Annotated in this window: 11 protein-coding genes; 5 read left to right on the forward strand and 6 right to left on the reverse strand. The window is 44.3% G+C overall.

Annotation, left to right across the window (positions count from 1 at the left end; genetic code table 11):
• Nucleotides 1-46: 46 nt before the first annotated feature.
• A complete protein-coding gene (locus QFZ81_RS14270) occupies nt 47-1,567 on the reverse strand; it encodes a response regulator (RefSeq protein ID WP_307603122.1) in 1,521 nt (506 codons plus the stop codon).
• The gene (locus QFZ81_RS14275; protein WP_307606894.1) at nt 1,564-3,300 is read right to left on the reverse strand and encodes a sensor histidine kinase; all 1,737 of its coding nucleotides are present in this window, start codon (nt 3,298-3,300) and stop codon (nt 1,564-1,566) included. The genes QFZ81_RS14270 and QFZ81_RS14275 overlap by 4 nt, the downstream gene beginning before the upstream one ends.
• A gap of 171 nt (nt 3,301-3,471) precedes the next feature.
• On the opposite strand from QFZ81_RS14275, the gene QFZ81_RS14280 reads away from it, so the two are divergent.
• From QFZ81_RS14280 to QFZ81_RS14295, 4 genes are all read left to right on the forward strand, one after another.
• Nucleotides 3,472-4,377, forward strand: a complete 906-nt coding sequence (locus QFZ81_RS14280; RefSeq protein ID WP_307443240.1) for an ABC transporter permease — start codon at nt 3,472-3,474, stop codon at nt 4,375-4,377.
• A gap of 12 nt (nt 4,378-4,389) precedes the next feature.
• Nucleotides 4,390-5,325, forward strand: a complete 936-nt coding sequence (locus QFZ81_RS14285; RefSeq protein WP_307603124.1) for a carbohydrate ABC transporter permease — start codon at nt 4,390-4,392, stop codon at nt 5,323-5,325.
• A gap of 97 nt (nt 5,326-5,422) precedes the next feature.
• Nucleotides 5,423-7,129 (forward strand): ABC transporter substrate-binding protein, encoded by a 1,707-nt coding sequence (locus QFZ81_RS14290; protein WP_307443236.1) that lies wholly within the window; start codon nt 5,423-5,425, stop codon nt 7,127-7,129.
• A 100-nt stretch (nt 7,130-7,229) separates the two neighbouring features.
• A complete protein-coding gene (locus QFZ81_RS14295; RefSeq protein ID WP_307603126.1) occupies nt 7,230-7,649 on the forward strand; it encodes a phytanoyl-CoA dioxygenase family protein in 420 nt (139 codons plus the stop codon).
• Between the two features lie 135 nt (nt 7,650-7,784).
• On the opposite strand, the gene QFZ81_RS14300 is transcribed toward QFZ81_RS14295, so the two are convergent.
• The gene (locus QFZ81_RS14300; RefSeq protein WP_307449800.1) at nt 7,785-8,174 is read right to left on the reverse strand and encodes a PaaI family thioesterase; all 390 of its coding nucleotides are present in this window, start codon (nt 8,172-8,174) and stop codon (nt 7,785-7,787) included.
• Nucleotides 8,175-8,430: 256 nt separating this feature from the next.
• A complete protein-coding gene (locus tag QFZ81_RS14305) occupies nt 8,431-9,492 on the reverse strand; it encodes an LLM class flavin-dependent oxidoreductase (protein WP_307606896.1) in 1,062 nt (353 codons plus the stop codon).
• 171 nt (nt 9,493-9,663) lie between these two features.
• Here QFZ81_RS14305 and QFZ81_RS14310 point away from each other — a divergent pair, with 171 nt between their 5' ends.
• Nucleotides 9,664-10,038 carry a winged helix-turn-helix transcriptional regulator gene (locus QFZ81_RS14310; RefSeq protein ID WP_307603128.1) on the forward strand — a complete coding sequence of 125 codons (375 nt, stop codon included), beginning with the start codon at nt 9,664-9,666 and terminating at the stop codon, nt 10,036-10,038.
• Between the two features lie 57 nt (nt 10,039-10,095).
• Here QFZ81_RS14310 and QFZ81_RS14315 read toward each other — a convergent pair whose 3' ends face one another.
• The gene (locus QFZ81_RS14315) at nt 10,096-11,166 is read right to left on the reverse strand and encodes an SDR family oxidoreductase (protein WP_307606898.1); all 1,071 of its coding nucleotides are present in this window, start codon (nt 11,164-11,166) and stop codon (nt 10,096-10,098) included.
• A gap of 381 nt (nt 11,167-11,547) precedes the next feature.
• Nucleotides 11,548-12,105 (reverse strand): NADPH-dependent FMN reductase, encoded by a 558-nt coding sequence (locus QFZ81_RS14320; RefSeq protein WP_047673269.1) that lies wholly within the window; start codon nt 12,103-12,105, stop codon nt 11,548-11,550.
• Between the last annotated feature and the right edge of the window lie 792 nt (nt 12,106-12,897).

The following is a 12,897-nucleotide window of genomic DNA, read 5'->3' on the forward strand; positions in this document are numbered from 1 at the left end:
GATGGATTCTGAATCTGGATATCGAAATGGAAGAGGCTTAGGAATTTCATACGGAAGAATTTCCAAGGCGGTATTGCCCGGGCGTGATGTTTTCGAATTTTTTAAACACTTTGAAAAAATGCCGCGGATTTTCATAACCTACAAGCTCCGCAATGGTGTTGATCGGCCATTCCGGATTCTCTTGCATGATTTGCTTGGCTTTGGTCAGTCGGAACGTATGCAAGTAGTGAAGAAAGGTTAGTCCCATCTCTTTGCGAAACAACATGCTGATGTAATTGGGATGCATTTGCACATGATCCGCAACGGCATCGAGCGATAGATCCAGCTTGTAATTTTGTTCCACGAAAGCAACGATTTTATCGATTGCCTGTGTGTGCGGCTGATGGCGATCGGTGCTGCGTGCATAGCGAATTAATTGTGCGATGATCTCCGATACACTGATATTCTCAAGCGGGGTGCTGCTGGGCGAAAATAGTTTGTTTGCCGCGTGTTCACCCCAAATGGATTCAGGCGTCAGGCCAACACTTTGCAAATAGACACCAACACAGATAAGAAACTGCTCACGCAGTTTCTTATTGCAATCTGCATGGCCTGAGAAAGGAGGCAGTATGGACTGGATGTCCTTCTCAATCTGCTCGATCGAAATCTGTTGGGCTAGCGAATGTTCAATATATTGAACAAGATTATCATAGTCACTATGTATGTTCTCTGACTCTGGTCTATATATCGTCAAACTGCTATTGGAAAAGTACCGATTAAATAACATTGCAGCCATTGCTTCTATATACAGATCACGCAAATTATCATTATCGTTCTTCCTCACACTGAGCCCAATGCAATATCCGCTGCCCAGTATTCTTTTCGTATCGAACAACTCGCCACATGCACGCTGAAACTCTTCGTCTGTCGGTACATGCACACCGTTCGCAATGAGGACCGTTTGCCTTAAGAAACGGGAATGAACGGTGTACGTTTTCTTGCAAACGTGCGACAGAAGGGCACAAACACCTTCCAGACGTTCGGCCGTCAAAAGGGGAACACTCTCGTATGCCTGGAATACAATAATCGTCGTATATGGATAGGGAAGTAGGGTGTGCAGCTGCTCAGGCTTGAGCGGCATGTCCTCAATTGGCGTATTGTAAAGGATATGTTCTTTGAGAAGCAGTAGGTCATGCTCAATGGTTTGATGCTGTTCCTCCATAATTGTTCGCTCAACTCTTGTGAGTACAGTGAGTAGTTCTTCTTTATTAATCGGCTTCAACAAATAATCGATGACTTGATAGCGCAGAGCTTGTCTAGCATATGCGAAATCGCCATAACCGGTTAAAATAATGAAGCGATTGCAAAGGTTCAGAGCTTGTATTTCTTTAATAAGAGCGAGACCGTCCATTTCCGGCATATGAATATCTGTAAGGATCAGGTCGGGCTGAAAATAGGCTAGCTTTTGCACCGCATCAACGCCGTCGGCAGCGCCGACGATCTCGGTAAACGATGTATTCGCTTTCTGAATCATGCGGATAATCCCATTTAAAATGATAGGCTCATCATCGACAACCATCAGCTTCATTGTATTGCCCCCTTAGCTAACTTGAGAATACATGTCGTCCCCTCGTTAAGCTTACTCTCCATTTGAATGCCCGAGCGTTCGCCAAAAAACATTTTCACTCTTTCGTTTACATTGAAAATACCTAGACCCCCGCCATCCGTTTGCAAGAGATGGACATCTATTTTACCGTTTAAGACGCCTTGAATGAGCACAAGCCTTACTTCCTCAATGCCTGCACCAGTATCCTCAACGGCGATGAACATAAACGCGGAATTTTCCCAAATACGGATCGAAAGCGAGCCTTGTTTTCTTACATTCGCGATCCCGTGTACAATGCTGTTTTCGATAATTGGCTGCAGCATATAGTGGGGACAAATAAAGTTATCGATAACAGCGTCTATATCGAAAGATACTTGCAGCCGGTCAGCCAACCGAATTTGCTGGATTTTGATATAATCTTTTACATTTTCTACTTCTTCTCTTAGCGAAGTCTCGCTTTTCGTTCCCGAAAGGCTGTAGCGAAATAGTTTGCCAAGTGTATAGGACATCTCAGCTGCTTCTGGATCATCGTTCGCTTCCGCAATCATGCGAATCGATTCGAGGGTATTGTACAGGAAATGGGGCTTGATTTGCGCCTGCATCATGAGATAGGCTGATTCCTTCCGCAGCATTTCCGAACGGTGTACCGTATTTACCAGCTCATCCATACGCCTGATCATCGCATTATAAGCGGAGGTCAGGTGCCCGACCTCATCCTTATTAATTTCTCCGTGATAGAGCGGGAAATGGTTTTCGTCAACCTGACGCATATGTTTGGAAAGCTTCAAAATGCGCTTCGTAATTGAACTGGCGATCAGATAGTAAATGCCGGAAAGTAGTAATAAAAGGATGGACACGGTTAATACGAGTACGTACTTGTTTTTTTTGATGCCAATAAAGACGTCGTCAACTTGCTCAATCATGACAAATTGCAGCTTAAGGCTTTCGGCATAAAACGATTCAATTAGCATTTTATTTCCATTAACCTGCTGATACGAGTATTTTGCGTTCGATTGGAAGACATCGGCAAATAAAGCCTGTTCTGAATCCTGAGATAAGGGGACTTTTTCCACAAGAGAAATGACTTGGTGATCCTGATCAAGCACATATAAATTGCTTCTATTGTTCAAATTTAGCGATTCTAACAAAGGTTTAATTAATTTCGAAGTAACTTTGATATCGAGAAGACCGATATCCTGTTCAAAATTCCGGTTTCCGATTTTATGGACAAAATGTAGGTTGATGTCTGGATTCGACCCGTTTTTTATCGTAATCCATTTTCCAACCCCTAGCGGGAGTTTCTTGATGCTCTCGTCCAACTTGGATTCGTCCATCTTGGCCATTTCAGGCCGAAATATCATACCATTCTGCTGCTCCATATAGATGGTCATTCCGTCGATCAGTCGATTGGATGACAAAATATAAGAGAATAGGGGTCTGATATAGGTTAAAAAGTTAGATACCTGATCGAAATCGGTCCGGTAGTTCCCACTTAAATAAGCAATGGTATTCGAATTATTTTGAAATAATTGATAAGCGGATTCGATCTGCACTGTACTTACATTTAAGTTGTTAAGCACCTGATTAACAATTTTCTGCCTTCCTTGGGCGTACTCTTCGAGAAAACTGTTGTAGTTCTGGTTATACAGAAACAGGCCGAACGAAATAATCGGAATGAAGATGATAACGATATAGCCTATCGCCATTTTTTTCACAATCGACAAGTTTTGAAAGTTAATCGTTGGCTTTGTTATGACTCACACCACCTTATGAACGGACACTACTGCTTAAGAATGATCCCTATAAATTTAATTCTAGCTCCTTTATCATAGATCCTGTAAGCGCTTAATATTAACTTTTACGTAAATGCAGTGAGGGGGAGTATCATGAGTATAGCACTTAGAATGGTAAAGAAAAACTGGCAACTCTATCTGATTATCTTGCCGTCACTCGTATATTTGATTATTTTTAAATACGTACCTATGGCTGGCGTGCAGATTGCTTTTAAAAATTATATGGTTACCAAAGGGATATGGGGAAGCGATTGGATTGGTTTTAAGCACTTTGTAGACTTTTTCCATTTGCCCATTTTTTGGAGGGTTATCAAGAACACATCGCTGCTTAGCCTTTACTCGCTTCTTATCGGGTTTCCGGCGCCGATTATACTCGCTCTTGCACTGAACGAACTGAAAAACGGGGTTTTCAAGCGCGCCGTACAGCTGGTCACATTCGCGCCGTACTTTATTTCAACGGTCATCATGGTTTCGATTATTATGCTTTTCCTTTCCCCGCAGCTTGGCTTCATCCATCTCTTGGCGGATAAGTTCGGGTTTCCAGCGGAAAATTTGATGTCAAAGCCGGAATATTTCAAAACCGTGTATGTACTTTCCGACGTTTGGCAGTTTACGGGATATGCCTCGGTCATTTACATTGCCGCTCTAGCAGGGGTGGATCCGCATTTGTATGAAGCGGCCAAGGTGGATGGCGCGTCCCGTTTTCAGCGGATGATTCATATCGATTTGCCAAGCTTAATGCCGACAGCCGTCATCCTGCTCATTCTGAATGCAGGGCAAATCATGAACGTTGGATTCGAGAAGGTGTACCTGATGCAAAATGCGATTAATGTTGGGGCGTCTGAGGTTATTTCCACCTATGTTTACAAAATGGGCTTGGTAGGAGCGAATTTTAGTTTCTCCGCAGCAGTCGGACTGTTTAATTCCATCGTTAATTTGCTGCTGCTCATTGTGGTCAACTATGTGGCAAGAAAAAATTCTGAGACGAGTTTGTGGTAGGAGGTAGAAATTATGGCTAATCCCGAACAGACACTGATGCTAGAAGTGCGAAAGTCACCTACCCGCATTCTTGAAAATAGTGTGGACAGATTGTATTTGTTCTTTGTCTATTTGTTTTTGATCCTATGTTTGATTATTGTAGCTTATCCGCTCATCTACATTATTAGTTCATCATTCAGCTCGTCATCAGCTGTTATTTCAGGCAAGGTTTGGCTGTTCCCGGTTGAACCAACCCTTCGTGGCTACCAAGCTGTGTTTCAAAATCCGCAAATCTTGACGGGGTACGGCAACTCTTTGTTCTATCTCTTCTTCGGGACACTGCTTAGCGTAACGCTAACGATAACGGCCGCATATCCACTTTCACGAAAAAACTTTTATGGACGCAACGTCATTACTGCACTATTTGTTTTTACGATGCTGTTCAGTGGGGGATTAATTCCTTATTATTTGACCGTGAAAGGGATGGGCTTGCTCGATACGAGATGGGCGATGATTATTCCAGGCGCAATTTCGGTATGGCAAGTCATTCTGGCGAGAACGTTTTTCCAGACATCGATTCCTTCTGAACTAACGGAGGCCGCACATTTGGATGGATGCAGCGACTTCAAGTTTTTATTTCGTATCGTGATTCCACTTTCCAAACCCATCATTGCCGTGCTAGTGCTCATGTACGCTATCGGCTATTGGAATTCGTATTTTGAAGCATTAATTTTCTTGAAATCGGCTAATCTGTATCCGCTTCAGCTCATTCTACGGAACATTCTAATTCTGAATTCGATCGATCCTACGATGATTAAAGATGTCAGAGAACTTGCGGAAAGACAAGGCTTGAAGGAGCTGCTTAAATATTCGCTGATCGTCGTCGCAAGCGCACCCGTTCTTATTCTGTATCCTTTTGTACAAAGACATTTTGTAAAGGGGTTATTGATTGGTTCTCTGAAAGGTTGAATCTAGTTAGATATTGAAAGGAGGGATGCGAGGCACGAACAGATCAGGTTTGCCCCCAAGGATTGATTATCTTTAAAAAACAGGGAGGGTTTTGAATATGGTAAGTAAAGGAACCAGAAAAACATGGTTATCGGTGGTCCTGATTTTATTCATCACTTCGCTTGTAATCGGCTGTACGTCCAATAGTGATGAGCCGAAGGATAGCACTAGCCCTGATGGGGGTGGAAGCGTAAACGGGGGAGCGAACGTTAATGCAATAGGCTTTCCTATCGCCAAAAATAAAATTACGATGAGTGCTTTCGCGCCGCAATCGGCTAATATTGCAGATTTGAATACGAATTGGTTTACCAAGTATTTGGAAGAAAAGACGAATATTCATTTGAACTGGCAGCTTGTGCCGGGAGAAACAGCGGCATTGAATGAGAAGAAGCAGCTGCTGCTCGCCAGCGGCGACTATCCCGATATTTTCATGCAAGGGAATCTAACGAAAGAGGAGCAGCTGCTGTACGGGCAACAAGGCGTCTTGATTCCATTAAACAAGTTAATCGATCAATACGCACCGAACATTAAGAAAGCGTTTAAAGATATTTCGTATTTGGAGAAGGCGATCACTGCGCCAGATGGCAATATTTATGCGATCCCTTCCGTAAATGAATGCTATCACTGCCAGTTTTCAGCCAAAATGTGGGTGAACACGAAATGGTTGCAAAAGCTCGGTCTTAGCGCGCCGAAGACAACTGACGATTTCTATAACATGCTCAAAGCGTTTAAGGAGAAGGATCCAAATGGCAATGGCAAGGCAGATGAAATTGCGTTCACGGGTTCACCGACAGGTTGGCATACGGATGTTGAGACGTTCGTGATGAACGCGTTCGTCTATTACAATGCGGATAACAACTATTTCATGATGAGCGGCGGCAAGCTGGCAACATCGGTCGACCAACCAGGCTTCAAAAAAGGTTTGCAATTTTTGAATAAACTGTATGCGGAAGGCTTAATTGATAAAGAAGCATTTACACAAAAATCCGATGCGCTTACCCAAAAAGGGAATAGCCCGGATACGGCGATCGCCGGCGCTATTCCTGCAGGCTGGTTTGGTGAATTTACGGATGCATCGCCGGCAGCAACACGCCACAAAGACTATGATCCGATCGCGCCGCTTACAGGACCGGACGGAGCCTCATTCACAGCACACTACATCGGCATCGGGAACTCGGTTTTTGCAATAACGAATAAAAATAAAAATCCGGAAGCGGCCATTCGTCTAGCCGATTATCTGTACTCAGAAGAGGGGACGACAACGTCCAACTCTGGGGAAGAAGGCCGTAACTGGGTGAAGGCGGAAGCGAACGATAAAAACACGCGCGGAACTGCAGCCAAGTTCAAGGTTAAGGAAACGTCTTACGGGGTAGGTCAGGTGCAGAACGATCATTGGAATCAAATGGGACCGAACCTTCGTTCAGCCGAATATCGCGAAACTTCGTATGCAGCCAGCCAGGAAATCTATACGATGGATGGCTTGGAAACCCGCTTGTACAAGGCCACCAAGGAATTGTACGAGGGGCATCAACCGAAAGAAGAGTTCCCTACGGATATTTTCTTGACGAACGATCAGGCCAATCAAGTGAAACAGTTGAAGCCGATTATTACGGATTACGTCAAACAGTCCATGCTGCAATTCATCATGGGGGCCAAAAGCATCGACAAAGATTGGGACGCTTACGTGAAAGGCCTTAAAGATTCCGGCATGGATCAATTTATCAAAATCTATCAGGATGCCTACGACAAAGTGTATAAAAAATAAGTAATTGCGTTTGTTATTATGAGTTTGCAAAGAACCTTCAAACCTACAGTGGGTTGAAGGTTCTTTATCCGTTGAGACTTAATAATGGAAGGTGATAGAGATGGCGGTAGAAAATAAAAGCGGATATTTAACTAAACAACAAATTGAATTTTATAATGAGGAAGGTTACATCGTACTTGATCGTTTACTATCAAATGATGAATTAGCGCCAGCGCAAGAAGCGATGACGTATAAGGTTTCAATGATTGCCGATGAATTGTTTCGTGACGGACTAATTGAGGATAAATTGGTTGAACGCCCGTTTAAATATCGACTAGCGGAACTTTTTGAACATTTAACCGCTGAAGAATTTTTGAAATACGGGCGTAGTTGGCGTGACCGGATACCTGGTTATTTTCATTTAATGAGCAATGGTAAAATTCTTAATGCCGTCGAATCTTTGATGAGCCGTCATACTCCCAATCTCCCTCGTAACGATGTAAAACATCGATGCAGCAATCGTAATGCTACCTCAACTTGAATCTAACGATGAAATACATCATTGCAGCAAAAGTGGCTGTGCAAAAAGTCGCCGAAGATGACTGTGAGATAGGCTTTATGACAAAACAAGAGGCTGTCCCCAAAAGAGACAGCCTCTTCATTATTATTAAGCAAATCATTTTTTGTCAAGGATCGCGACCGTACAGCGAGAAATACATATGAGTTGGTTATTCTCATCGGAAATTTTAATTTCCCAAACCATTGTTTTCCTGCCTTTGTGCAAAGGAGTTGCAACAGCTGTTACGATACCATCTTTCTTACTTTTGAGGTGATTGGCGTTAATTTCAAGTCCTACAGCTGCATGTTTTTCTTTATTGATATTAATTTCAGAAGCGATAGAAGCTGCGGTCTCAGCCAATAGGACAGAAGCCCCTCCATGTAAAATCCCTGCTGGTTGGTGTGTGGCCGGTCCAACTGGCATCGTCATCACAACGCGATCGGGAGTTAGCTCTACAATTTCAATGCCTAGCGTACGGATAGCGGTGTTCTGACTTCTTTCTTTCATAAACGCAATAAAGGAATCTTTATCCATGCCGTAGGACTGATAAATTTCTTCGGATACGATCATAACCAAAACCTCCATAGGTCTAGAAAATTTTAAGAAACCTTCCGTCAACACCAGAACATCTTCGGACAAATCGACAATGATCATACAAAGTAGGAGCTGTATTTATTTTATGTCCAACGTTACAAACATAGGCTCATATTCTCTGTCGGAATAGGCGATGGAGGGGCTTAGCACAGCTCATTTATTTCTTTGCCTAGCTTCGGGCAAGCTCCTGTCGTACAATTGGCGCAACCCTAGTGCCGAGCAGTTCGATTGACCGCATGACCTCACGGTGCGGCATTGTTCCGACATTTACATGCAGAAAGAAACGCGTTATCCCCAAATTTTTCCGCAGTAGAATGATCTTTTCTGCAACGTATTCAGGATCGCCGACATAAAGAGCGCCACGAATACTACGTGCGGCATCAAAAGTACCGCGGTTGTAATTCTGCCCCCAACCCCGCTCACGTCCGATGACGTTCATTTGGGCCTGCGTTGAAGGGAAGAATAAATCGGCAGTTTGTTCCGTAGTTTCTCCGACAAATCCGTGCGAGTGCGTCGCAATGGACAGCTTGTTAGGATCGTGCCCAGCCTTCATGGCAGCCTCTTTGTAGAGTGCAACTAAGGGAGCAAAACTCTCGGGCATTCCGCCGATAATAGCGAATACGATCGGTAGACCCAGCATTCCTGCCCGAACAGCGGATTGTGCATTCCCGCCGCTTGCGATCCACACAGGCAATGGGTTCTGAACGGACCGGGGATAGACACCGAGGTTATGGATGGCGGGACGATGACCGCCGCGCCAGGATACCTTTTCGGAAGATCTGATCGCAAGCAGCAGTTCCAGCTTTTCGTCGAACAATTCGTCATAATGATCCAGACTATATCCGAAAAGCGGAAAGGATTCAATGAACGAACCCCGGCCCGCCATAATTTCGGCCCGGCCGTTTGATATGCCGTCAAGGGTAGAGAAAGCTTGATACACGCGAACCGGGTCGTCTGAGGACAGCACGGTTACGGCGCTCGTGAGCCTTATCCGCTTAGTCATGGCAGCTGCTGCAGCCAGAACAACAGCAGGCGAGGTGCCTGCGTAATCGGCACGATGGTGCTCTCCAATGCCATAGACATCAAGCCCGACCTGATCGGCTAGTACGATTTCTTCAACCGCATTGCGTAATCGCTCGGCATGGCTGATGACCTCTCCTGTCACTGGGTCTGGTGTCGTCTCCAAGAAAGTACTTATTCCTATTTCTATGTTAGTTGCCATATCGGCCATCATGTTTCGCCTCCTTCATTATCTATATTAACTCATTTATTTATGGTTTCTCAAATTTAGTAAGAGAAGAGATGGACAACGAATACATTAGAACGAATGTTAAAATACTTAGTGCTTGCACCTGTGAGCTTGAGACGGTATCGTAAAGGGTAGGGAGGCGATGCAAATCCTATGCTGGAACCGGGGAAAACATATAATACGGCAGTAGAAGTAACGCTTGAGGTGATCGGAGGCAAGTGGAAGCCAGTCATTTTGTTCCATCTCACGTTCGGTACGAAACGCAACGGTGAGCTGATGAGCTTGATGCCAACGGTTACACAAAAAGTGCTAACCCAGCAGCTGCGAGAACTTGAGGAGGATGGGGTTGTTACCCGGATTTCATATAACCAGGTGCCGCCAAAAGTCGAGTATGAGCTGACCGAGTATGGCTGGAGCTTGAAGGAACTTCTTCATATCATGTGCAGATGGGGAGATAGGCATGTTGAGCGTGTGTACGGTGATAAGGTCAAGATCGTGGAAAGTTCACTACGCTTGAATGGAATATAATCAGTAATAAGACAGAAACCGGTCTCTGGAATTCAGAGGCCAGTTTCTTGTGTTAGGTCATGGAATAACCTTGCGTTGACGCAAATCCTCGAAGATGCTCAGGAACATTGCTTCTGTATCAATGAACTCGTGAAAGCCGAAACGACGCGCTTTCGTACCGTCAGCAAAAAAGTCGTAATCCCAAGAAAAAACAAAGTCACCGAACCGCCAGGAAGAAACGTCACTATAGCTGTTATCCACCAACCCATGCTTCTTCACCATAGTGTTCCATAACGACTCCTTGTCGGCCATGACTACATCCAGTGACATCTGCAGCGGAGGTGCTGTCTCTAGTCCGAAATATGCGGCAATCTTTGGCCAAAGCTCGTTCCACCGGAAGAGATCTCCGTTCGTGATGTTGAACGCCTGATTCGCGCAACGTTCATCTGTCGCTGCCCAGACGGTGGCTTTGGCCAACAATCCCGCGTCGGTCATTTCCAGAAGGCTGTTGTAGGCTCCCGGCTTACCGGGAAAACGGAGCGGCAACCCAAGTTCCTTTGACATGGAAGCATAGATTGCGATAACCATTGCTAGGTTCATTGGATTGCCCAATGCATATCCGCATACGACGGAAGGCCGAAGCGCCGACCAGGTCCAGTTGCTGCCTTTCTGTCGATTTTCAAGGAATTGTTGTTGGTCGACATTAAACTCAGGCGGCATGTGATAGGCATCTGTTTCACGAGCTGGTGTCTTGAAGGGGCCGAGGTGCGCACCATATACTTTGTAGCCCTGCATGAGACTGAAATGCTGGAGGTATGGAGAGATTGGCTCGATCGCATTGACGATGTTGACGAGCATGGCTAAGTTTGGGGGGACCAATTCGGCCCAGGTAGGACGGTCTTGATAAGCAGCATAGAAGATATGTGTGACTTCTGTTAGACTTCCAAGTTTGTCACGGATATCATTTTCATTAAGTAAGTCGACGGCTATATAGCGGACTCGGTTGTTCGACTCCCCACCCCGCCGTGACACACCAATGATATCCCAGTCGTGAAGCTGCTCCAGATATGCGATAAGATTTCTTCCAATAACGCCGTTAGCTCCGACAACAAGAGCGGTTTTGCGTGGCGTGGCTTCTTTTGTTTTCATAAAATATCCTCTCCTACTCCGCGGTGGTTTCATGATCATTGTGCACTTTAGAGTGTTGAATGAAAAGTACGCACTTTGAAGTCATATAGTTACTTAGAAGTAATATAAGGCAGACTATGGTAATATATGGATGAGGTTTATTGAAGAGGAGTTGTATTTTTGGTGGAATCCACAATTAATTCAAAATATGCTTTATTCGGTTGGTGAATACCCTTCAACACTAAGTAAAATTTCACTGATAGTAGGATTATCTTATTTAATTTGGGCTGAGATCGAAGAGTATAAGCGTAATCGCAACTCAAAATAGTGATTTAACAATCAAAAAAGCTGGATTAGGCGAACCCTATCCAGCTTATTTTTCTTATTCGATTGGTTGGAGTGTTAGCGCAACGTTTTTAATGCGCCGCTCCAGGCGACGACTTGATCGAACAGTGTGTTGGCGGCTGCTTCCTGATGAGGTGCGGGCTTCACAACGCTGTAGTTTTCAAAATCCGTAAAGAGCGAAAGGGTGACCTGAGCACGTACGTCAGCCACATGCAGCTCACCTAAGATGAGTCTCAGGTTTTCTGCCGCACGAGCCCCGCCAGTGCCACCGCCATAACTAACGATACCTGCCGCCTTATCTTTCCATTCATTGAAAAGAAAGTCAATGGCGTTTTTGAGGGCGCCGGAGACCGCATGATTATACTCGGGTGTTATGAAAACATAGCCATCATACGAATGGATTGCTTTCGACCAAGCCACCGTATGCGGCTTTGTATATTGAGCCAACATAGGCGGCTTTGGTTCATCATATAGCGGTAAATTGAAATCAGCAATATCCACGATTTCGTATTCAGCATCACTGCGTTTTTGTGCGATCTCGTGAACCCATCGAGCGACTGCTTCACCTCTGCGTCCTGGACGCGTGCTGCCAATTATGATTCCGATTTTTAGCATTGTTATTTCCTCCGTTATGTTGACTTTATTTTTTATTGCATTCTGAAATTTAGTTCCAATAACCCCCTTCCGTTTTATACCCAAGGAAAATCTTAACAGACAACTTCATTACATTTCAAACGAAACAACCGTTATAACCAAAGTTTCCTAAGATCTTGGAGTGAAAAAGGATGAACTAAAGTCGTCGTATGACATGTACAGTGGTTATACATAAACCTATATATCCAAATACCAAAGAACATAGGGTGAAGAAATGAGGCATAAGCGTAATGATCGCATTTGGCTATCGTGTGCATGAACCGCGTGAAACAACAAGACGAACCATGGAACAAGCTGCCGAGTGGGTTTTCTGATACCTCTCAATGTGAAATTACAATATTGAGAATAAGATAAGGATGCGTTGAACGTTCAATTTAAGCCGATAATTTACTATCGGGGAGGTTGAGCGTTTTTGCTTTGCTTGCTGTTTACGAGATCAGCGGCATGGTAAAATCGTAAAAAATTCCATGTGTATCATAAATTAACTAATACAGAAATTTCATCGATTCATTATGATGGTAATTGAAAGCGTTTACCAGTCTCGCAAAAATGAGGAAAGAAGGGGTTCGTTTTGTTAAGAAGTTTAGTCTGATTTTATCTGTCATTAGCTGAATCGTTTTTTTTAATTCGGGATCGAGTGACATGTTCACATTTACTTCCCAGATGACCGTCCCTCGCCTTCATGCCGATTAAGCGCGGAAAACGCGCTTAATCGGACACCTCCGAACAAATAGGCGCGGAAACCGTAAACGT

Source organism: Paenibacillus sp. V4I9 (genome assembly GCF_030817295.1).
In the GTDB taxonomy this organism is placed as follows: Bacteria; Bacillota; Bacilli; order Paenibacillales; family NBRC-103111; genus Paenibacillus_E.

What these genes read in the sequence shown, in the direction of transcription:
- QFZ81_RS14300 (WP_307449800.1), bottom strand. Translation starts at nt 8,174, where the DNA reads ATGAAAGAAAGAAGTCAGAACACCGCTATCCGTACGCTAGGCATTGAA.
- QFZ81_RS14295 (WP_307603126.1), top strand. Translation starts at nt 7,230, where the DNA reads ATGGCGGTAGAAAATAAAAGCGGATATTTAACTAAACAACAAATTGAA.
- QFZ81_RS14270 (WP_307603122.1), bottom strand. Translation starts at nt 1,567, where the DNA reads ATGAAGCTGATGGTTGTCGATGATGAGCCTATCATTTTAAATGGGATT.
- QFZ81_RS14320 (WP_047673269.1), bottom strand. Translation starts at nt 12,105, where the DNA reads ATGCTAAAAATCGGAATCATAATTGGCAGCACGCGTCCAGGACGCAGA.
- QFZ81_RS14305 (WP_307606896.1), bottom strand. Translation starts at nt 9,492, where the DNA reads ATGGCCGATATGGCAACTAACATAGAAATAGGAATAAGTACTTTCTTG.
- QFZ81_RS14310 (WP_307603128.1), top strand. Translation starts at nt 9,664, where the DNA reads ATGCTGGAACCGGGGAAAACATATAATACGGCAGTAGAAGTAACGCTT.
- QFZ81_RS14315 (WP_307606898.1), bottom strand. Translation starts at nt 11,166, where the DNA reads ATGAAAACAAAAGAAGCCACGCCACGCAAAACCGCTCTTGTTGTCGGA.
- QFZ81_RS14290 (WP_307443236.1), top strand. Translation starts at nt 5,423, where the DNA reads ATGGTAAGTAAAGGAACCAGAAAAACATGGTTATCGGTGGTCCTGATT.
- QFZ81_RS14285 (WP_307603124.1), top strand. Translation starts at nt 4,390, where the DNA reads ATGGCTAATCCCGAACAGACACTGATGCTAGAAGTGCGAAAGTCACCT.
- QFZ81_RS14280 (WP_307443240.1), top strand. Translation starts at nt 3,472, where the DNA reads ATGAGTATAGCACTTAGAATGGTAAAGAAAAACTGGCAACTCTATCTG.